The 19,567-nt window shown below is 58.4% G+C and carries 20 protein-coding genes and 2 pseudogenes; 10 read left to right on the top strand and 12 right to left on the bottom strand.

The features are described from left to right. Nucleotides 1-67 precede the first annotated feature (67 nt). Nucleotides 68-973 (bottom strand): LysR family transcriptional regulator, encoded by a 906-nt coding sequence (locus P8O11_RS08200; protein ID WP_089891850.1) that lies wholly within the window; start codon nt 971-973, stop codon nt 68-70. A 96-nt stretch (nt 974-1,069) separates the two neighbouring features. Between P8O11_RS08200 and metF the strand changes: the two genes are divergently transcribed. Both metF and P8O11_RS08190 read left to right on the top strand, forming a co-directional pair. Then, nucleotides 1,070-1,933, top strand: a complete 864-nt coding sequence (gene metF, locus P8O11_RS08195; protein WP_300293552.1) for a methylenetetrahydrofolate reductase [NAD(P)H] — start codon at nt 1,070-1,072, stop codon at nt 1,931-1,933. A 107-nt stretch (nt 1,934-2,040) separates the two neighbouring features. Then, the gene (locus P8O11_RS08190; RefSeq protein ID WP_300293682.1) at nt 2,041-2,484 is read left to right on the top strand and encodes a PaaI family thioesterase; all 444 of its coding nucleotides are present in this window, start codon (nt 2,041-2,043) and stop codon (nt 2,482-2,484) included. A gap of 15 nt (nt 2,485-2,499) precedes the next feature. Here P8O11_RS08190 and P8O11_RS08185 read toward each other — a convergent pair whose 3' ends face one another. After that, the gene (locus P8O11_RS08185) at nt 2,500-3,681 is read right to left on the bottom strand and encodes a serine hydrolase (RefSeq protein ID WP_300293549.1); all 1,182 of its coding nucleotides are present in this window, start codon (nt 3,679-3,681) and stop codon (nt 2,500-2,502) included. Between the two features lie 119 nt (nt 3,682-3,800). Here P8O11_RS08185 and P8O11_RS08180 point away from each other — a divergent pair, with 119 nt between their 5' ends. The 6 genes from P8O11_RS08180 to P8O11_RS08155 all read left to right on the top strand — a co-directional run bounded on the left by P8O11_RS08180 (nt 3,801) and on the right by P8O11_RS08155 (nt 8,219). Continuing rightward, nucleotides 3,801-4,193: a diacylglycerol kinase gene (locus P8O11_RS08180; protein ID WP_300293546.1), complete on the top strand. Its 393-nt coding sequence runs from the start codon at nt 3,801-3,803 to the stop codon at nt 4,191-4,193. 186 nt (nt 4,194-4,379) lie between these two features. Next, nucleotides 4,380-4,880 (top strand): YbjN domain-containing protein, encoded by a 501-nt coding sequence (locus tag P8O11_RS08175; RefSeq protein ID WP_089891863.1) that lies wholly within the window; start codon nt 4,380-4,382, stop codon nt 4,878-4,880. Between the two features lie 29 nt (nt 4,881-4,909). Beyond that, nucleotides 4,910-5,728 (top strand): pyrroline-5-carboxylate reductase, encoded by an 819-nt coding sequence (gene proC / locus P8O11_RS08170; protein WP_300293543.1) that lies wholly within the window; start codon nt 4,910-4,912, stop codon nt 5,726-5,728. Beyond that, a complete protein-coding gene (locus tag P8O11_RS08165) occupies nt 5,721-6,074 on the top strand; it encodes a tRNA-binding protein (RefSeq protein WP_300293541.1) in 354 nt (117 codons plus the stop codon). The genes proC and P8O11_RS08165 overlap by 8 nt, the downstream gene beginning before the upstream one ends. A 3-nt stretch (nt 6,075-6,077) precedes the next feature. After that, on the top strand, nt 6,078-7,031 hold the full coding sequence (locus P8O11_RS08160; protein WP_300293539.1) for a D-glycerate dehydrogenase: 954 nt from the start codon (nt 6,078-6,080) through the stop codon (nt 7,029-7,031). 60 nt (nt 7,032-7,091) lie between these two features. Beyond that, nucleotides 7,092-8,219 (top strand): beta-ketoacyl-ACP synthase III, encoded by a 1,128-nt coding sequence (locus P8O11_RS08155; RefSeq protein ID WP_300293537.1) that lies wholly within the window; start codon nt 7,092-7,094, stop codon nt 8,217-8,219. A gap of 82 nt (nt 8,220-8,301) precedes the next feature. Here P8O11_RS08155 and P8O11_RS08150 read toward each other — a convergent pair whose 3' ends face one another. Together P8O11_RS08150 and P8O11_RS08145 are read right to left on the bottom strand one after the other, a co-directional pair. Beyond that, the gene (locus tag P8O11_RS08150; RefSeq protein WP_300293535.1) at nt 8,302-8,700 is read right to left on the bottom strand and encodes a hypothetical protein; all 399 of its coding nucleotides are present in this window, start codon (nt 8,698-8,700) and stop codon (nt 8,302-8,304) included. Next, nucleotides 8,690-9,271 carry a thymidine kinase gene (locus P8O11_RS08145; RefSeq protein WP_300293533.1) on the bottom strand — a complete coding sequence of 194 codons (582 nt, stop codon included), beginning with the start codon at nt 9,269-9,271 and terminating at the stop codon, nt 8,690-8,692. Before P8O11_RS08145 ends, P8O11_RS08150 begins: the two co-directional genes overlap by 11 nt. A gap of 405 nt (nt 9,272-9,676) precedes the next feature. On the opposite strand from P8O11_RS08145, the pseudogene P8O11_RS08140 reads away from it, so the two are divergent. Beyond that, nucleotides 9,677-10,135: pseudogene (locus P8O11_RS08140) on the top strand (hypothetical protein). Nucleotides 10,136-10,186: 51 nt separating this feature from the next. Here P8O11_RS08140 and P8O11_RS08135 read toward each other — a convergent pair. From P8O11_RS08135 to glyA, 5 genes are all read right to left on the bottom strand, one after another. After that, on the bottom strand, nt 10,187-10,720 hold the full coding sequence (locus P8O11_RS08135; RefSeq protein ID WP_300293531.1) for a flavin reductase family protein: 534 nt from the start codon (nt 10,718-10,720) through the stop codon (nt 10,187-10,189). Nucleotides 10,721-10,946: 226 nt separating this feature from the next. Further along, complete coding sequence (locus P8O11_RS08130) at nt 10,947-13,193, bottom strand: molybdopterin cofactor-binding domain-containing protein (RefSeq protein WP_300293529.1); 2,247 nt, start codon at nt 13,191-13,193, stop codon at nt 10,947-10,949. A 3-nt stretch (nt 13,194-13,196) separates the two neighbouring features. Then, nucleotides 13,197-13,655 carry a (2Fe-2S)-binding protein gene (locus P8O11_RS08125; RefSeq protein ID WP_300293527.1) on the bottom strand — a complete coding sequence of 153 codons (459 nt, stop codon included), beginning with the start codon at nt 13,653-13,655 and terminating at the stop codon, nt 13,197-13,199. Nucleotides 13,656-13,849: 194 nt separating this feature from the next. Next, nucleotides 13,850-15,106: an aminotransferase class V-fold PLP-dependent enzyme gene (locus P8O11_RS08120; protein WP_300293525.1), complete on the bottom strand. Its 1,257-nt coding sequence runs from the start codon at nt 15,104-15,106 to the stop codon at nt 13,850-13,852. Between the two features lie 120 nt (nt 15,107-15,226). After that, nucleotides 15,227-16,510: a serine hydroxymethyltransferase gene (glyA, locus tag P8O11_RS08115; protein ID WP_300293523.1), complete on the bottom strand. Its 1,284-nt coding sequence runs from the start codon at nt 16,508-16,510 to the stop codon at nt 15,227-15,229. A 177-nt stretch (nt 16,511-16,687) separates the two neighbouring features. Here glyA and P8O11_RS08110 point away from each other — a divergent pair, with 177 nt between their 5' ends. After that, nucleotides 16,688-17,449 carry an NAD kinase gene (locus P8O11_RS08110; protein ID WP_300293521.1) on the top strand — a complete coding sequence of 254 codons (762 nt, stop codon included), beginning with the start codon at nt 16,688-16,690 and terminating at the stop codon, nt 17,447-17,449. Nucleotides 17,450-17,510: 61 nt separating this feature from the next. Here the strand turns inward: P8O11_RS08110 and P8O11_RS08105 are convergent, their stop codons facing one another. The 3 genes and pseudogenes from P8O11_RS08105 to prpE form a co-directional block, all read right to left on the bottom strand. Further along, entirely contained in the window at nt 17,511-17,690 is a 180-nt protein-coding gene (locus tag P8O11_RS08105) for a hypothetical protein (protein WP_089891904.1), read from the bottom strand. A gap of 121 nt (nt 17,691-17,811) precedes the next feature. Further along, a complete protein-coding gene (locus tag P8O11_RS08100) occupies nt 17,812-19,062 on the bottom strand; it encodes a hydroxymethylglutaryl-CoA reductase, degradative (RefSeq protein WP_300293518.1) in 1,251 nt (416 codons plus the stop codon). A 100-nt stretch (nt 19,063-19,162) separates the two neighbouring features. Then, nucleotides 19,163-19,567, bottom strand: a pseudogene (prpE, locus tag P8O11_RS08095) (propionyl-CoA synthetase); the annotation flags it as partial.

Genomic DNA, 19,567 nt, shown 5'->3' with positions numbered 1-19,567 from the left:
CTTCGGGGGGTGTCAAACCGCGGCTATACGCCTTGGCTGCGCGCCGCGCAACCCATAGCAACCCAGCCTAGCCCCTTTGCAGGCGAATAGGGATTTCGCGCGCCAGCTTGAGAAAATGCGCCATGAAGGGCAAGCTCGCATCATCTTCGCGCACGGCGGCATAAAGCCGCTTGGTGACACCTGCCTCTGTCAGAGGGCGGGTGATGTACTCCGCAGAAGATTTCACCTCACGCAAGACCCAGTCAGGCAACACAGAGACACCGCGCCCCGCCGCAACCAACATAAGGATTACGGCTGTCAGCTCAACCTGACGCACCGCCAACGGCTCCACCTTAGCAGGCGACAAGAGCTCGGAAAAAATATCGAGCCGCGCGCGCTCCACAGGATATGTGATCAGGGTTTCGCCCCTGAAGTCTTCCGCCTCCACAAAGGCTTTTTCGGCAAGCTTGTGCTTGGCCGAGGCCACAAAGACGGGCGCATAGTCAAACAGCGGGACAAAGACGATGCCCTTGAGCTTTTCAGGATCAGAGGAAATCACAATATCAACCTCCTCGCGCATCAGGGCGGGCAGAGCCTCAAATGCCAGACCGGGGCGGATATCAACATCGACTTCAGGCCAAGGCGCGCGGAACTGTTCCAGCACAGGAAAGAGCCACTCAAAACACGCGTGACACTCAATTGCGATGTGCAAACGTCCAGCGCTGCCTTGGCGCAGCCCCATAAACTCAGCCTCAAGCGCGGCAATCTCGGGCAAAACCTTTTCGGCCACACGCAGCAATCGAAAGCCCGCCGCCGAGAGCTTCATCGGCTTGCTGCGGCGCACAAAAAGCTCGACTCCGGCCTGATCCTCGATCCCCTTGATCTGATGGGAGAGAGCCGATTGCGTGATATTGAGGCGGTCAGCCGCACGGGCCAAGCCGCCTTCCTCATGGATCGCCTGAATGGTGCGCAGGTGGCGAAACTCGATATGCATATGTGAACACACCTCATAATGAGAATGAAAGTTATGAATTTGTCTCACATTCAATTTGCGGGCACAAGAGAGCAACTGCCATGAAAGGCCCCCCTTATGACACCCGACGTATCGTTTGAGTTCTTCCCACCCAAAAACCTTGAAGCCGCGTTCAAGCTCCATGAAGCCGTCCAATCGCTCGCACCCCTTGCGCCGAGATTTGTCTCGGTCACCTACGGAGCGGGCGGGACCACGCGCGCTTTGACACGCGAGGCGGCGGAAACTCTGCATAAGACAGCTGGGCTGCGTGTGGCGGCCCACCTCACCTGCGTCGATGCGACCCGTGAGGAAACCCTCGAGATCGCCCGAGGCTACGCCAAAGCAGGAATTACGGACATTGTGGCGCTGCGCGGTGACGCGCCCACAGGTGCTGGCGGCTTTCGCGCCCACCCCGAAGGGTTTGCCGATTCTGTTGAGCTGATCGCCGCCCTAAAAGCCGAGGGCAACTTCAACATCCGCGTGGGGGCCTACCCCGAGCCACACCCCGATGCCGCCTATGCAGGTGCGGACATCGACCATCTCAAGCGCAAGTTTGAGGCTGGTGCAGATGAAGCCATCACACAGTTTTTCTTTGACCCGATCCATTTCCTGCGCTTCCGCGATGCCTGCGCCAAAGCGGGTATCGACGGGATGATCACCCCCGGCATCATGCCAATTGAAAACTGGAGCGGCGCCAAGCGCTTTGCCCAGAGCTGTGGTGCCTCCGTGCCGTCCGAACTTGACGACGCTTTCGCCAAAGCCGCGCGCGACGGGCGCGAGGAGCTTCTGGCGACAGCACAGGCAACAGAGCTTTGCGACATCCTGATGCAGGAAGGTGTCTCGCGTTTTCACTTCTACACGCTAAACCGCCCCTCACTCACGCGTGACATCTGCGTGGCGCTCGGGCTTGAGCCTCGTGCCGCCTTGCGCAACGTGGCGTAAGAGTTGCACCGCCAAGGGGGCCGCTCTAGCGTTTTGTAAAGTCATCCTACGGAGCGCAGATGAGCCAGACACGTTATATCGCCAAGAGCCCAGAAGAGCTGCCTGATATGGAGGCGACACTCGCACGCTCCGGGCTTGAGTTTATGCAGGACGTCCGCGACGGCAAACTCGCAGGCCCGCCTATCGGCGCACTTATGGGCTTTTGGCCAACGCTTGTGGAAGAGGGTAAAACCGTCTTCACAGGGGCCCCAGAATTCAGCGCAACCAATCCGATGGGCACGGTTCATGGCGGCTGGTATGGCACAATTCTGGACAGCTGCATGGCCTGCGCTGTGATGACACGGGTGCCCAAAGGCTCTGTCTACACCACGCTTGAATTCAAGGTGAATATCCTGCGGCCAATTCCGCTTGGCACAGAGGTCGAGGCCATCGGGACATGCCAACACGCGGGCCGCTCCACAGGAATCGCCAATGGCGAGATCAGGGGCGTAAGCGACGGCAAGCTCTACGCCACCGGCTCGACCACTTGTATTATTATGAAAATGAAGTGAGCGATTTCGCCGCGCCTAATCAAGCAATGCCCCGTGTATGAGCGCCTTCAATTCGGCGCGATTGCTGTAACTTGATGAGGGGATGAGCTGGGTGAAGAAGACCACGCTCAGTCGCTCAACCGGGTCTGTCCAGAAATATGTGCTCGCCAAGCCGCCCCAGCCAAAGTCTCCAACCGAGCCCTGAACCCGCACGCGGGCCGGGTCGAGAACCACAGCGCCACCGAGACCAAAGCCCATCCCTGTCATTGGCATTTCTGCAAAACTCTCAGCGCCCATAGAGGCGATATCACCCTTGAGGTGATTGCTTGTCATAAACCTGACTGTGCGAGGGCTGAGCAGGCGCACACCTTCGAGCGCGCCGCCAAGGCGGATCATCTCGCCAAAACGCATGTAATCATCCAGCGTCGAGACAAGCCCGCCACCGCCTGCGTATAGGCTGACGCGGCCCTCAGCAAAGCGGCTGTCCTGCGCGCTATCAAAGAGCGCAAGCGGATCGCCCTCGCGCTTCTCATAACAGTCGGCAAAGCGCCCAAGTTTGTTGGCAGGTACATCAAAGCCCGTATCAACCATGCCAAGAGGGTCAAAAATCTCGCGCTGCATCACGGCGGCGAGCGTCTCGCCTGTGATCACTTCGATCACACCGCCAATCACATCGATCCCGACGGAATATTCCCAAGCTGTTCCCGGCTGGAAACAAAGAGGCAGCTCTGCAAGCACCTTGCACCAAGCCTCAAGCGTAACATCCTGCAAACCGATCTCTGAAAAGCGGCGCGCATAGGCCTCGGGCACAACACCTGTGTTAAAACCGTAGGTCATGCCGCTCGTGTGGGTGAGCAGCTCGTGTAGCGTGGGGCTGCGCGCGGGGTCCGTCTGATCTTCGCCCGTGGCCCCCTGCCGCAGCGCACGCATCTGGCCAAACTCTGGCAAATATTGCGCAACAGGCGCATCGAGCACAACCTGTCCACGCTCCACCAGCATCATCAAAAGCGTGGTCGTGACCAGCTTGGTCATCGAATAGATTCGCAAGATGGTGTCTCTCTCATAGGCCTGACCGCGCGCCACAGACGCAAGCCCGTCGGAAGCAAAAAAAGCCTCCTCGCCATGACGATAGACCAGAAGCGAAGAGCCACTGTAGCGCCCTGCTTTTCGGTAGTCGCGCATCCAGTCTTCGATCCGTTTCAGCCGTGCGTTGTCCATCGCTTGTCTCCCCATAAGCTGACCCATAGTGCGCGCGGCGCACCGCCTCTGCAAGTCGCCCCTTGCGGCGCGGCGCGATTTGGGAAACCTTTGGCGCAGCTTCCCTCGAAAGGCCTAAAATGCAAGACACACCGCAAAACCCCGTTCCAGAAAAAGTCACAGGCATCGCCCATCTCTTTGCCGCGACGCGCTATTCGTCACAAGGCTTTCTCCGCCTTTGGCGTGAAACAGCCTTTCGCCATGAGCTCCTGGCGACAGCGCTCGGGCTTGGACTGCTCGTGATACTTGGGGCACCGCTTGTCTGGATCGTGGCGGTAGCGGTGCTTGCGCTTCTGACACTGGCGGTTGAGGCACTCAATACAGCGATCGAGGAGATAGTGGATCATGTCTCACCAGAATGGTCTCTCGCGGCCAAACACGCGAAAGACATGGGTTCTTTTGCTGTCATGGCGCTGCTCTTTGCGACAGGGCTTGTCTTTGTCGTCGCCCTTTTGAGCACCTTTGCGGCATAAATAGTATCCACTCACAGGCTATCCACAAGTTATTGGGGTTATCCACAATAAATAGCTTTACAGGATCGGAAGGCCACGCTTACCATATTTGGTAGGACAAGGGGACCAAACCCCATCCTATCGGGCAAATCAGGGTGTTTGCGCTGCATAAGAGCAGGCACTTTGACGCAAAAATGAGGTGGCGAGATGGCACTGTCAGAACAATATCTAGACGACGAAATTCACCCCATCGACATTGTTGAGAGTCTGGCCTCTCACAATGACTGGGAGTTCGACCGCGTGGCGGACAACCAGATTTCTATGTCAGTCGAAGGCCAGTGGCGCACCTACGGCGTGACACTCGCATGGTCTGACTATGACGAAACCCTACGAATGATCTGCACCTTCGAGATGGAGCCACCCGAGGATCGCCTCCCAGACCTTTACGGTTCGCTCAATGAAGTCAACGATCAGTGCTGGACTGGCGCCTTCTCCTACTGGGCCGAACAAAAGCTGATGGTCTACAAATATGGCCTCGTCCTTGCGGGGGGCATTCTGGCCTCGCCCGAACAGATCGACACGCTGATCAACAACGCCGTCTGTGCTTCCGAGCGGTATTACCCCGCTTTCCAGCTGGTGGTTTGGGGCGGACGGACGCCACGTGAAGCGATGCAAGTCGCCATTGCAGAGGCCTACGGCCACGCGTAACCTATCCCCGAACGCTTTCGGGGGCAGACATGACATATTCTGATATTTCAACAAAAGGCCTTGTTCTGCTGGGCTGCGGTAAAATGGGGTCGGCTATGCTGGAAGGCTGGCTCAAGGGCGGTCTGCCCGCAGCCTCCGTTTATGTGATTGATCCAAAGCCGTCCGAGTGGCTCCAAGCCACGGGCGCACATCTGAATACAGAGCTCCCCGAAGCTCCGGCTATCGTGATTGTCGCAGTAAAGCCCCAGATGATGGGCGCAGCCCTGCCCACACTTCAGGCGATGGGCGGCGGGTCAACCTTGGTGATATCTGTCGCGGCTGGCACGCCGATTAAGCATTTTGAAGCGGTGCTTGGCGCAGATACCCCGATTGTGCGCGCCATGCCGAACACGCCCGCGGCCGTCGCCCAAGGCATCACAGCAATCGTTGGCAACAAAGCGACCACAGCGACACACCTCAATGCCGCCCAAGCGCTGCTTGAGGCCGTCGGGACAGTCGTGCGGCTGAAGTCCGAAAACCAGATTGACGCAGTCACGGGTGTCTCTGGTTCTGGTCCCGCCTATGTCTTTCATCTGATCGAATGTCTCGCGGCTGCAGGTGAGGCACAAGGCCTTGCACCCGAACTGGCAATGCAACTCGCCAAGGCGACAGTCGCTGGCGCAGGCGCGCTCGCGATTGCATCAAGCGAAACACCCAGCCAGTTGCGCGTAAATGTGACAAGCCCCAACGGCACAACACAAGCGGGACTTGACGAACTTATGGACAGCGATCGCGGCTTGCCGCCGCTCATCCGCCGCACCGTCGCCGCCGCGACCAATCGCTCCAAGGAGCTGGCGCGCGATGCCTGATACCCTGACGCCCACCGTCGGCTTTGAGGACTTCCTCAAAGTCGATATCCGCGTCGGCACAGTGATCGAGGCCGCGCCCTACCCAGAGGCGCGCAAACCTGCGATCAAGCTCGTGGTTGATTTTGGCGGCGAGATCGGCCAGAAAAAATCCTCTGCCCAGATTACGGACCACTACACCCCCGAGGCGCTGATCGGACAACAAGTCATCGCTGTGGTCAATTTTGCGCCAAGACAGATTGGCAAGTTTATGTCCGAAGTGCTTGTTCTGGGCCTGCATGATACAAATGGCAGCGTCGTGCTTTTGCGCCCCGACACCCCTGTGCCCAATGGCGAAAGAATGAGCTAAGACATGAAGAAAATTCTCGTTTCCCGTGCCTTGACCGACGCGGTCATGCAGCGCGCCCATGACAGCTATGATGTCACACTGCGCAAGAGCGATAGCCCGATGAGTACGGCTGAAATGCGCTCCTCACTCGTGCTCTATGATGGAATGATCCCGACTTTGGGCGATATGTTTTCGGCTGATATTTTTGCAGAATTTGGCCGCACCAAATGCAAAATTCTGTCCAACTTCGGCGTTGGTATCAACCACATCAATGTCGCCGCTGCCCGTGACCACGGCATTACCGTGACGAACACACCAGGCGCTGTCACCGACGCCACCGCCGATATCGGCCTGACGCTTCTCTTGATGTCGGCCCGCCGTGCGGGTGAAGGCGAGCGCCTCGCACGTTCAGGCAATTGGGCTGGCTGGACGCCAACGCAAATGCTCGGCAGCCACGTCAGCGGAAAAACTGTCGGCATTGTAGGCATGGGCCGTATCGGGCAAGCCATCGCACGGCGCTGCCACTTCGGCTTTGGTATGAGCGTCAAATTTTTCAATCGCTCGCCAAAAGAGATTGATTTTCCAGCGACACAGATCGCGAACCTTGAGACGCTCGCAGCCGAAGTTGACTTTCTTGTCGTCGCCACCCCGGGCGGCGCGGAAACGACCCACCTGATCAACGCAAGCATTTTTGACGCCATGAAACCGACTGCGCATTTTATCAATATCGCGCGCGGTGAAATTGTTGACGAAACCGCGCTGATCGCCGCCCTTGACGCACGTGCCATCGCGGGTGCAGGCCTTGATGTCTATGAGCACGAGCCAGCCGTGCCACATGCCCTGCGCAAGCTTGATACCGTCACGCTGCTGCCCCATCTAGGCACAGCCACAGAAGAAGTGCGCGACAACATGGGCCACATGAGCCTTGACAACCTTGACGCCTTCTTTGCAGGCGAGACACCCCCCAACGCGCTCTAAGGCTTGACGCCGCCGCACCCGATGGGTGATCTTGGCCAAACCCTCAAGGAAAGTGACACCATGCACCAGCCCGTCATCTCAGGAACAGGCGTTTTCACGCCCTCCGACACGATCACAAACGCCGAGCTGGTCGAGGCCTTCAATGCCTATGCAGAGGCCTTCAACAAAGAGCACGCCGACGCCATCGCAGCGGGTGAGATGGAAGCCAAGGCTGGCTCCTCCGTTGAGTTTATCTTCAAGGCTTCAGGCATCGAGCAGCGCTACGTCATGGACAAAAAAGGCGTGCTCGACCCTGCCATCATGCACCCTGTGTTGCGAGAGCGCGTCGATGACGAACCAGGCATCATGGCCGAAATGGCGCTCGATGCCTGCCAAAAAGCCCTTGCCCAAGCAGGTGTTGATGCAAGCGAAGTTGATCTCGTCATCTGCGCCGCCTCAAATCACGAGCGCGCCTATCCCGCCATCGCCGTAGAAATCCAGAAGCTCCTCGGCGCGGGTGGCTTTGCCTTTGATATGAATGTCGCCTGCTCCTCGGCCACCTTCGGTATTCAGGCAGCATCTGACATGATCCGCGCAGGCTCAGCCAAGAAAGCACTCGTGGTCAATCCAGAAATCTGCTCGGGGCATCTGGAATGGCGTGACCGCGACTGCCACTTTATCTTTGGCGATGTCTGCACAGCCACCCTGATCGAACGCGAGGCCGAAGCTGCCACGCCCCTCTTCAAGATCCGCTCAACCCGCTGCGCCACCGAGTTTTCCAACAATATCCGCAATAACAACGGCTTTTTGCGCCGCACGCGCACCACAGGTCAGGATCTGGACGACCGCCGCGACATGCAATTCATGCAAGAGGGCCGCAAAGTCTTTAAAGAGGTTGTGCCGATGGTCTCGGCCCATATCCTCGCACATCTTGAAGCCGACGGCCTAACCCCTGAAAAACTCAAGCGCATGTGGCTTCACCAAGCCAACAAAACCATGAACGATTTTGTCGGCCGCAAAGTGCTTGGCCGCGTGCCAGAGCCTGAAGAGCAGCCCAACATCCTGCAAGATTATGCCAACACCTCTTCCGCTGGGAGCATCATTGCCTTCTCCAAGCACCAGTCGGGGCTCGGCCAAGGCGACATTGGTGTCATATGCTCTTTCGGCGCGGGCTACTCCGTCGGCTCCGTCATTCTAGAGCGCATGTAGCTCGTTTAGAGTGCCACGGATATTTTAGGGTTTTGGGGCTGGCCTAAGGCGGGTCGGATTTTCGCGCCGAGATAAGCCGGGCTCAATCAGGGCAAGTCGTCCCTGCGCCTGAGCCATAGCGCCATGGCACAGAGCAGCCGGCGGCATCAAAAGCAAAAAACGCTGCATTCTCATCCGCTGTCGAAAACGGCAGCGCCGGCTCCACAGTCACTCTCAACCAGCGCGCCACACCAACAGGCGCCACACACCAGCCAAAGCCAGTTTCTTCGCGCGTCTCCCAGCCCCATTCTTCGGCCACATCGCTGATTTCATCCGCGACCAAACAGTCACTTTCAGGCAAAGCCGCCATGAATTCACGGCGCGCCTCGCGATGCGCGTCACTGCTATCGCGCTCCCATGCTCCAAAAATATACGTCAGACCAAAGTAAACAAATCCGAGCACGAGAGCGAGGCTCAGGAGAGCACCAACCCTACGCATCATTCACCGCCTCACGCCAGTGTCGCCGGCAGAGGCTCACATAGGTTTCATTTCCGCCGACCAATATTTGCGCCCCGTCCATCAGCGGCTGACCGTCTGGACCATTGCGCACAACCATGGTCGCTTTGCGTCCGCAATGACATATCGTGCGGACTTCTCGCATCTCGTCCGCCCAAGCAAGCAGAGCCGCAGAGCTGGGAAAAAGTTCGCCCCGAAAATCGACACGCAGCCCATAACACATCACAGGAATGTGAAGATCATCGACCGCTTTTGCCAGCTGCCAGACCTGCTTTTTCTCCATGAAATGGGCTTCGTCGACAAAAACGCAGGCCACAGGCCCCTCTTTCAGCCGCGACTCAATCTTCTCATAGAGGTCATCACCGGGCAAAAACGTATCCGCATCCGCACCAATCCCGATACGGCTCGCTATGCGTCCTTTACCGCCGCGCTCATCAAAGGCGGCGAGCATAAGATAAGGAACCATACCGCGCTCACGGTAGTTATGCGCCGCCTGCAAGAGCACTGCTGATTTGCCAGCGTTCATGGTGGAGTAGTTGAAATAGAGTTTTGCCATGGGCCTGTTTTAGCCCCAAACCCCAGTAATTCAAGCGTTTTACCGAGCAAATCGCCGCAGAAAAACAACCGCCCCTACCCCAAAGAAAAAGCCCCGACACCTGAGACAGCAGGCGCGGGGCGCAATCGTTAACGGTCGGGGTCGCGTGGCGTAACCGTGCAGACAGGCCACTGGGGATGGAGCATACACGCACCCCGCGCCCCCTAAGAGACTCAAGCAGACGCATACATGCCTGCCAAAAAGTCCCGTACGCTTGGCGACTATAACATTCGTCGACCACTCACTAACACCTGAAAACCGCAGGTTAATTCACTCATGACATTTACCATTAAACCGTTTAATGGGAAAACTATTGTTCAATTCCCCTAATATCCACTTAGAGGGAAAAAGGTTGGGAAAGAGTTAATGGCAGGCGTTGGAAGCTATTTAAAAAAGCACACAGAAGCTTTGGTAAAAGACGTGGGTATAGAGCCCGCTTGCACCCTCACAGGAAAGTCCAAAGCCACCTTGGGCCGCTATTAGTCCGACAACGAGGAACACTCTGATCGCTTCATGCCGATTGATGCAGTCGCCGCCCTCGAAGAGGCTGCGAGCTACCCGCATGTCACCTCCGCCCTGGCTGATCTCAAAGGCATCACCCTGTCCTATGATGACAGGCGCCGCAACATCGACGACAAAGGCGGCATCAACGCCGATGTCATCGCCCTCAGCCAGCGCTTTGCCATGCTGATGGCAGAATACCAGCAGTCAATCGAAGACGGCGTCATCACAGTCAATGAAGCCAAACGCCTGCTCAAAGAGACGACAGCGCTTCAACAGGTCTTGATCGAGATGAAGCTGCATCTCGAAGATGGCCCGATCTAAGGATCAGCTGATTGTAACATCGCAAGGCTCCTTGGCACACGGCTCGGGGGCCTAGCCTTCAGCAACCTGCCCATAGCCACGGCGCGTGTGCAAAAGCGGCGTTGCATCTGGCCCCAAGACCACATCCTGCACAGCCCCGAACAAGACATGATGTGTCCCCACAAGGCTTTGCTCGCTCAGGCGGCAATCATAGCTCGCCAAAGCATCTTCAAGCCGCAACAACCCGCTGCTCGCGCGCGTCCAGTTGCCTTCCGCAAAGCGGTCCTCCCCTTTGCCGCGCCGCCCTGCAAAGCGCTCGGAAAGCCCTTCATGCGCAGCGCTCAGAATATTGACACAGAACACACCATTCGCCCGAATAAGCTGTGCAGTGCTGCTTTCATGATGCATACAAATCAACAAACGAGGCTCGCTGACGTCCGCAGACACGCTCGAAAATGCCGTCACAGTGACGCCCCCGCGCCCCGCAACACCATCGGTTGTTACGATATAAACAGAATTCGCCGCACGGCTCATCGCCTCAAGAAAACTCCCGCGCAAATCGCCCACTGGCTCACTGTTCATCGCCTCTATCCTCGCCTGCTTCATTCGTTTCATCCTTTTGCTCTGCCATGGCACAAACAGGGTTACAAGTCGCGCCTTCTACTTCATCCCTATGGCAAAATTCAGGCAGCAGCAGAAAACTCGCTCCACCCACAGCTTCTTCTCTTCAAAAATATCCCAGGGGGTCTGGGGGACTGGTCCCCCAGCTTGGCTGGGGTCTGGGGGACGGATCCCACAGCGGGTCGGATACCGCAAAAACGAAAGTCGAACCCTAACTTGCAAAACTCACAAATTTGGAAAACGGCATCTCCCGCAGCCGCACACCCGTTGCCGCATAGATCGCGGCCGCAAGTGCAGGCGCAGCAGGGGGCACAGGCGGTTCGCCCACCCCACGCACCGCCTCGCCGTTCTCCAGCCCGCGCACAACAATCTCGGGACACTGGCTCATCCGCATGCCCTCAAAACTGTCAAAGTTAAGCTGTTCTGCAACGCCGCCCTCATAGGTGATTTCGCAGTTCATCGCATGACCCAGCGCCCAAACAACACCCCCCTGAACCTGATTTTCAAAATTCACAGGGTCAAGCACACGCCCGACTTCGGCAGCCACATAGACCTTGTCGACCCTGAGGCCATCGTCCGTATCAGTGACCTCGACCACCTCGGCACAATGCACACCAAAGGAGCGCGTCATAGCAATGCCGCGTCCACGGCGCGGCCCAAGGCTCACCCCGTCCCAATCTGACATTTCGCCGACAGCTTCTAGAACCTTTCGCGCCAAAGGATCGCTCGCCAGCCTGAGCCGCTCTTCCAGCGGGTCCGCCCCCGCCGCCTCGATGAGCTCTTCCAAACCAAGGTTATAGAAAAACCCGTTGGTTGACGCCCCGACAGAGCGCCACGAGCTGACCGGCGCCAGCGGATCCGCGCGATACCCCGTCACCCGATGATGCGGGATCGCAAAGGGCTGCTCAAATGCCCCCGCCACAATCTGGCTGTCCGGCGCCGGAACGCCCAAGCCCTGCCGCCCCATCTGGCTCACAATCACACTCGGCATCGCGATGGAGAGATCATAGGCCTGCACGCGGCCGTCCTTCACCGTGCCGCGCATCTTCGCTGCCGCAATCTGGCGGGTGTAATCATGCGCCATATCGGTTTCACGACTATAGGTGAGCTTCACGGGCACACTGCGCATCTGCACAGCCACTTCTGCCGCCTGCCGCACCACATCGTCCTCAAGACGGTGGCCAAAACTGCCCCCCATCATGAGCACATGCACATGCACAGCGTCGGCATCTACGCCCGCAATCTTCGCCACAATCGCCTGCACAAATCGCGGAATCTGCGTCCCCGTCCAGACATCCACACGCCCCTCACCCACAAGCACAGTCGCGCTCACAGGCTCCAACGGCGCATGCGCCAGATAGGGCGCGCGGTAGTCCGCTGTCACAGCCTCGCCTTCAACCATCGCCGTGTCTACATCGCCATCGTCTCGCACACGGCTGTCCTGATGGCTCGGCACAAAACTTGCGTCAAGCGCCGCCCAATGCTCATCCATGCTCTGCGGCATCGGCGAAGCGCTCCATTGAGCTTCCACAGTCTCTGCCGCCTGAAACGCACGCCAAGTGTTGTCCGCGACAACGGCCACACCACCGCTCACTTCATAAGCTCCGCTCACGCCACGCATCTCAAGCGCCGCGCTCGCGTCATAGCTCACAAGCTCCCCACCCTGCGCAGGCGCAAGCTTCACAGCGGCATGCACCATGTCCTCGGTCTCAAAGTCGATCCCATACGCCTGCGTGCCTGTCGATTTCGCCAGAATATCCACCCGCTGCATCGGCTTGCCCAAATAACGCCATTCGCTCGGATCGCGCAGCGCCACATCCTGTACAGGCACCATACCCGCCACCGCCTCGGCCAGCTCTTCATAGCGGACCGCGCTCCCATCGGGCGCAATCACTTGCCCCGCCTCGGTGCGCAATTCGCCCACAGCCACACCAAGCCGCTCAGCCGCCGCCAGCTTCAGAGTCTCACGCGCGCTGGCCCCCGCCGCCCGCAACTTTATAAAGCCATCGGGCACAGTGGTTGACCCGCCAGTAATTTGCAGGCCGACAAACTTAATCACCGAGCCAAAAACACCCGTTAAAGCGTCTTGCACAAAGCCCTCTTCAGGCGCGTTAAACTCGGCTGCCTCAGCTGCGAGCGCAGTGTTCCAATACGCGCGATCAGGTGGACCTGGATCGATCTTCACAGCTTCAAGTGTTACATCCAGTTCCTCGGCAATCAGGGCCGCCTGCACATGATAAGCGCCCTGCCCTTTGTCCGCCCGCGGCGTGATCAAAGTTACGCCAGAGGCGTCGATCTTCACATAAGGCGTCAGCGCCGCCTCTCCCTCGCCCAGCCGCTTGAGCAGCGGGTTGGCGTAAGGCGTCTTCGCACGCCAGACCCCAAAGGCCACACCCCCCAAAACAGCCGCAGACCCGATCAGAAAAGAGCGCCGCGCAATTGTTTTCACCTTGCCCATATCTCAGCCCTCCGCCAGCGTCTTGGCCGCTGTCTTCACAGCCACCCTGATGCGTGGATATGTCCCACAGCGGCAGAGGTTCCCGCTCATCGCCGCGTCAATCTCGGCGTCACTGGGCGCAGCCACCTCGGCCAGTAAAGCCGCCGCCTGCATCATCTGCCCAGACTGACAATAGCCACATTGCGCCACTTGATGCGCTTCCCAAGCCGCCTGCACCGCATGCATCGCCTCAGGGCTGCCCAGCCCGTTGATTGTCGTGACCTCGCCCCAGACGTCCTCGGCAGCCACCTGACAAGAGCGCACAGCCTCACCGTCAATATGAACCGTACATGCACCACAAGCCGCAATCCCACAGCCGTATTTCACACCCTTAATGTTGAGCTCGTCGCGCAAAACCCACAGCAAGGGCATCTCGCCCTCAACATCAAGCTCATGGGTCTTTCCGTCCACCGTCAGCTGCATAGCAGTCTCCTCGCGCGCACCACGTTTGCCTTACTACGCCAGATTAGCCGCGAAAGGACAAAACAAGGCAGCGCTGCCGTCGCGTCACAGGCCAAACATCCCAGTTCCTCTCTCCAGAAATATCCCAGGGGATCTGGGGGACTGGTCCCCCAGACGGTCGGATTTTGCGAAGCAAAATTCGAAAAGAGAGTCCCTTACTCCGCGATCTCTTTCATCACCGCAAGAAACTGGCTCACATCCTGCACAGAGTTATAATGGCACAAAGACACCCGCACACAGCCGTCCAGCCCAAGCGGCGTCAGGATATTTCCCGAATAGTGGTCTGCCTTGCGCAGATGCGTCCTGATCCCCGCCGCGTTCAAACGCTCGACAACCTCGACTGACGGAAGCCCATCGACAACAAGCGAAACAAGCCCCTCGCGCGCATCGTTATCCGCCCCGCCAAGGATCGTCACACGCTCCATTTCGCGCAGGCCCGCAAGGTTGCCGACCCCGTCAATCATCGCATCAGTCAGCGCCTTTTCCTGCCCGTGAATGGCCTCGCCCGCCGCGATGATCCGCTCACGGCGGTCGCTCTTGCCCGAAACCTCGCCACCCAACCACTCCAGATAGCCGCAGACATCCGAAAGCGTCGCGTATGCGCCCGTGTCCCGCGTGCCCATCTCCCAGTTGAGCTCAGGTCCACCGTCGAGCGCATTATGTGCCACACGTTCCAACGCCACAGACATCCACGCCAGCCCGAAGCCATGACGGGAGAACATCTTGTAAGGGCTGATCACATAGCCATCGACATCATAAGCCGCGAGATCAATTGCGCCGTGTGCTGCATGCTGGATACCGTCAACAATGATCAAACAGTCAGGCGCCTTGGCGCGAATAGCGCGGCTGACAGCGCCCACATCCACGCCCATCCCCGTGACAGGCGAGGTATGCACGATCGTCGCCACAACAGTGTCTTCAGTGACAGCCTCTGCGTAAGCGGCGGCCTCAATCGTGCCTGCCGCATCGTCATGAGCGATCACAACATGATGCAGCTCCGCCTCCCCCGCCCAGCGCGCAGCCGCCGAGCGGCTCGCCGGATGCTCAAGAGACGAGCTGAGAACCTGCCCCTGCCCCTTGCGGGCAAGACAAGCATTCATAATGAGACGAAACAAAAGCTCCGTGCCGCTCTCGCCCACAAAAAACTGTCCCTGCGGCGCGTTCATCATCAAGGCCATATCCGCCTTGGCGCGGTCAATAATCTCGACAAGGGCACGGCTCGCCCCGTTCGCGCGGCCTTGGTTGTCAGGAATGGCTGCAAACTTTGCGCTGGTCTCCACCACAGAGTTGAGCGTCAAAGCGCCACCCGCATTCTCAAAGAAAACCCGACGCCCCTCAAAAGGACAACTGTCCACATGAGCAAACCGCCCGCGCACCGCACCCATCACCGCGTCTGAAAATCCGTTCTGCATCTCGCACTCCTTTGGCTTGTGCTATCAAAAGCCCAAACCAAAGAGAAAGGAAAGCCCCCCGCGTCACCGCGAAGGGCCTTTGTCTTGTCAGGCAGGTGTCAGCCCGCCTCGCTGTGCATCTCAGAGGTTCGGGTAAAGCGGGAACTTCTTCAGCATTTCGGCCACTTCACCGCGCACTTTGGCTTCTACAGCCTCGTTGCCCTCTGGGCCGTTTGCGGCCAATCCATCAACCACTTCCACAATCCAGTCCGCGATCTGGCGGAACTCGGCCTCGCCGAAGCCGCGTGTCGTGCCTGCAGGTGTGCCGAGGCGAATACCTGATGTCACCATCGGCTTTTCTGGGTCAAACGGGATACCGTTCTTGTTTGTGGTGATATGCGCACGGCCCAGAGCCGCATCGGTGATATTACCCGTTACTTTCTTGGGACGCAGGTCCACAAGCATCACATGCGTGTCTGTGCCACCCGTCACAATATCCAGACCGCCTTTGATAAGCTGGTCTGACAGCGCGACAGCATTGGCACGCACCTGCTTCATGTAGTCTTTAAATTCGGGGCGCAGTGCTTCGCCAAAAGCCACAGCCTTGGCTGCGATGACGTGCATCAGCGGGCCACCCTGAATCCCCGGGAAGATCGCCGAGTTGAACTTCTTGGCCAAGGCCTCGTCGTTCGTCAGGATCATGCCACCGCGTGGGCCGCGGAGCGTCTTGTGAGTTGTGGTTGTTGCCACATGCGCATGTGGGAAAGGCGATGGGTGCTCGCCCGCCGCAACGAGCCCTGCAAAATGCGCCATGTCCACGTGGAGGTATGCGCCTACAGAGTCAGCAATCTCGCGGAATTTTGCAAAGTCGATGACCCGTGGAACAGCCGAGCCGCCCGCGATGATCAGCTTGGGCTGATGCTCTTTGGCCAACGCCGCAACCTGATCATAATCAATCAGATTGTCGCTCTCGCGTACGCCATAATGAACAGCGTTAAACCACTTGCCCGACTGGTTCGGCTTTGCGCCGTGTGTCAGGTGGCCACCAGACGCCAGATCCATCCCGAGGATCGTATCTCCAGGCTGCAACAGAGCCGTGAAAACACCTTGGTTGGCCTGTGAGCCAGAGTTTGGCTGAACGTTGGCAAAGCCGCAGTCAAAAAGCTGGCAAGCGCGCTCGATGGCGAGCGTTTCAGCCACGTCTACATACTGACAGCCGCCATAATAGCGACGGCCTGGATAACCTTCGGCGTATTTGTTGGTCAGAACTGTGCCCTGCGCTTCCATCACAGCAGCCGAAACAATATTCTCGCTTGCGATCAGCTCGATCTCGTCGCGCTGGCGGCCAAGTTCGCTTTCGACTGTGCCCCAGAGCTCAGGGTCGCGTGAGGCCAGCGCCTCAGTGAAGAAACCTTTATCAGACATGGTGCTTCCTTATGAAATAACGTTCGATTCCTGCGTTTCCTATTGGAAACTTTTGCAAAAAGGAACACCAATTGCGACCAATACCAACACCAGTACGCCAAAACCTTAGGCCTGCGGTGGACAAGCCGTTTTTATAGGGTAATCTTGCCGCCTATAGGAAACGAGGACGCGCCCAATATGGCCCTGAAAATTGCATTCACCGCCTCCGAGGCACCCTTGGCCCAAACGGCGCGCGCCGCCCTCATCAGTCGCTATGGCGAAGCCTCTGAGGCAGAAGCAGATATCATTGTCGCGCTCGGCGGCGACGGCTTCATGCTCCAGACCCTGCATCGGACACAAGCACTCCCCGCGCCGGTCTACGGAATGAACCGTGGAACCGTTGGCTTCCTGATGAATGAATATAACGAAGCAGACCTGATGGCGCGGCTCGAAGCCGCCGCTGAAACCACAATCAACCCGCTCGCCATGACTGCCACCAGCACAGACGGAACGGTGCATGAAGCATTGGCAATCAACGAAGTCTCCGTGCTGCGGATGGGCCCACAGGCCGCGAAGCTGAAAATCACAGTTGATGGTCGCCTGCGCATGGAAGAGCTCGTGTGTGATGGCGCACTTGTCGCAACGCCCGCAGGCTCAACTGCGTACAATTACTCTGCCCACGGCCCGATCCTGCCGATTGGCTCTGATGTTCTCGCCCTCACAGCTATCGCGCCGTTCCGCCCACGGCGCTGGCGCGGCGCGCTCCTGCCCAAATCTGCGATGGTCGAGATTGAAGTCTCCGAGCCCGAGAAACGCCCTGTCATGGCCGATGCCGACAGCAACTCGTTTCTCAATGTCGCGACTGTTCAGATCCGCTCGGAGCCAAACATCACACACCACATTCTGTTTGATCCGGAGCACGGCCTCGAAGAACGCCTGATCCGCGAGCAATTCGTTTAAATCAGAGGACTCAACGAGTTTGGCCGCCGCTTGGGCCGCCTGCAGTCCGCTTTTTAGACGCTCACGCTTTCTTGTCGCGTGCGGCCTTTTCCTCGCGGGTCAGTTTGTTATTCCACTGGTTGTTGCTCAGGCCAAGCTCAGGGTTTGCAGGCTTGGTCTTGCCCACCTTCACTTCGCCACCCTTTTTCAGAAATTCCTGAATAAGCGCATCATCCGTGGTTTCTTTTGGCACATGTTTCATGAAACAGAGCCTAGGCCGCCCTCAAGCGTATTGCAACAGCACAGCCGCCTTTCGCTTTGCGCGCCCGCTGTTTCGTTTGGCCCATAACAGCCTCCCCAAAGGATAGGCACGTCACAAGCGCTTAGCCCTCGTCCAAAAGCGCGCGCGCCACATCCTCGCGGATTTCCAACCGCTCGATCATCAGCTTGGCGATCCGCTCGATATCCGCGCCCTTGGCCCCCGCCACAATCGCCACATTGCGCGCATGAAGTCCCATGTGCCCGCGCTGGATCCCCTCGCCAGCCAAAGCGCGCAGCGCCGAGAAGTTCTGAATAAGACCCACAGCCGCAGTGATGCGCCCAAGCCGCTCCCCCCGCGTGATTCCCATGATCTTGAGCGCTTTTTGCGCAGTCGGATGTGCGCGCGTGGCTCCGCCGACGATCCCGACAGCCATCGGTAGCTCAATCTCTCCCCAAAGATCGCCGTCCTCCGTCACACCATAGCGACTCAACGGCCCATAGCCGCCAGCATTGCCCTTCGTCGCAGCAAAGGCATGCGCACCAGCCTCTAAAGCGCGGGTGTCATTGCCCGTCGCCAGCGCCACAGCCGAAATCCCGTTCATAATCCCTTTGTTGTGGGTCGCCGCGCGGTAAGGGTCGTGCGCCGCAAATTCATAAGCCGACACAATCCCGCGGACCATATCCGCGCCGATCTCTTCGGCGCGCCAAACAGCCCTCGCGCGCACAAGTCGCCGATCGGCCAAGTTGCTCAAGATACGCAATCCCACTTTGCCGCCCGTCCAGCCCTCCAGCTTTGGCGCCAGCGCTTCCGCCATCGTGTTCACAGCATTCGCGCCCATCGCGTCGCGCACATCGACAATCAAATGCACAACCAAGAAGGGGCCACAAATGCGCACCTCAAGGTCCCGAAAGCCCCCGCCCAGCTTCACAAGCATCGGATCACACGCATCACAAAGCTTGCCGATCTCGCCCGCGAGGCTCTCCACTTGAGCCTTCGCCGCCGCCAAATCTGCAAGCCCCGTGATCTGCACCTGCGCAATCATGCAGGGGTCGTCCGCCTCGGTGAAAACACCGCCCAGTTCACGGCAAGCCCGCGCGCCATTGCTCACCGCAGCAATAACAGAGCTCTCCTCCGTCGCCATCGCAACAAGCACATCTTGGCCATCCACAGTCAGGTTGGTCGCGACCCCAAGCGGTACAGCGACAGCCCCGATCACATTCTCCGAAAGATTGTCGGCCAGCTCTGCGAGCGGCCCCGCCTCAAGCGCAAGCTCAGCGGCCTCACGCTCACTCAAGAGCCCTAGCTCAACAAGCTTTTCCAGCCGCCCCGCACGGCTCAAATTGTGAAATCCTGCTATCCTTGACGATATCATCAAAGCCTCCCAACCCTGTTGCAACAGAGCTTAGCGACACCATCTCAAAAGAAAAGGCCCGCCAGAGCAGGCGGGCCTCATTTGCAGTGATGCTCAGAGCTTACTTCGCAAAGCCGATGCCTTGCAGCGCAACCTTGATCTCATCCAGAATGGCTGGGTCATCAATCGTCGCTGGCATCTTGAACTCCTTGCCATCAGCGATCGACACCATCGTCGCGCGCACAATTTTGCCCGAGCGTGTCTTGGGCAAACGCTCAACAACGCAAGCCAGCTTGAACGCCGCCACAGGCCCAATCTTCTCGCGCACCAGCGTCACACATTCCTTGACGATTTCCTCATGCGGACGGTTCACACCATTGGACAGGCAGACAAATCCGACAGGCAACTGCCCCTTGAGCTCGTCACTCACACCAATCACCGCGCATTCCGCCACATCTGGGTGAGAGGCGAGCACTTCTTCCATCCCGCCTGTGCTCAGACGGTGGCCCGCCACGTTGATCACATC

Source organism: Lentibacter sp. (genome assembly GCF_029254145.1).
Lineage (GTDB): Bacteria > Pseudomonadota > Alphaproteobacteria > Rhodobacterales > Rhodobacteraceae > Lentibacter.
This window is presented reverse-complemented; position numbering and strand designations above follow the sequence as displayed.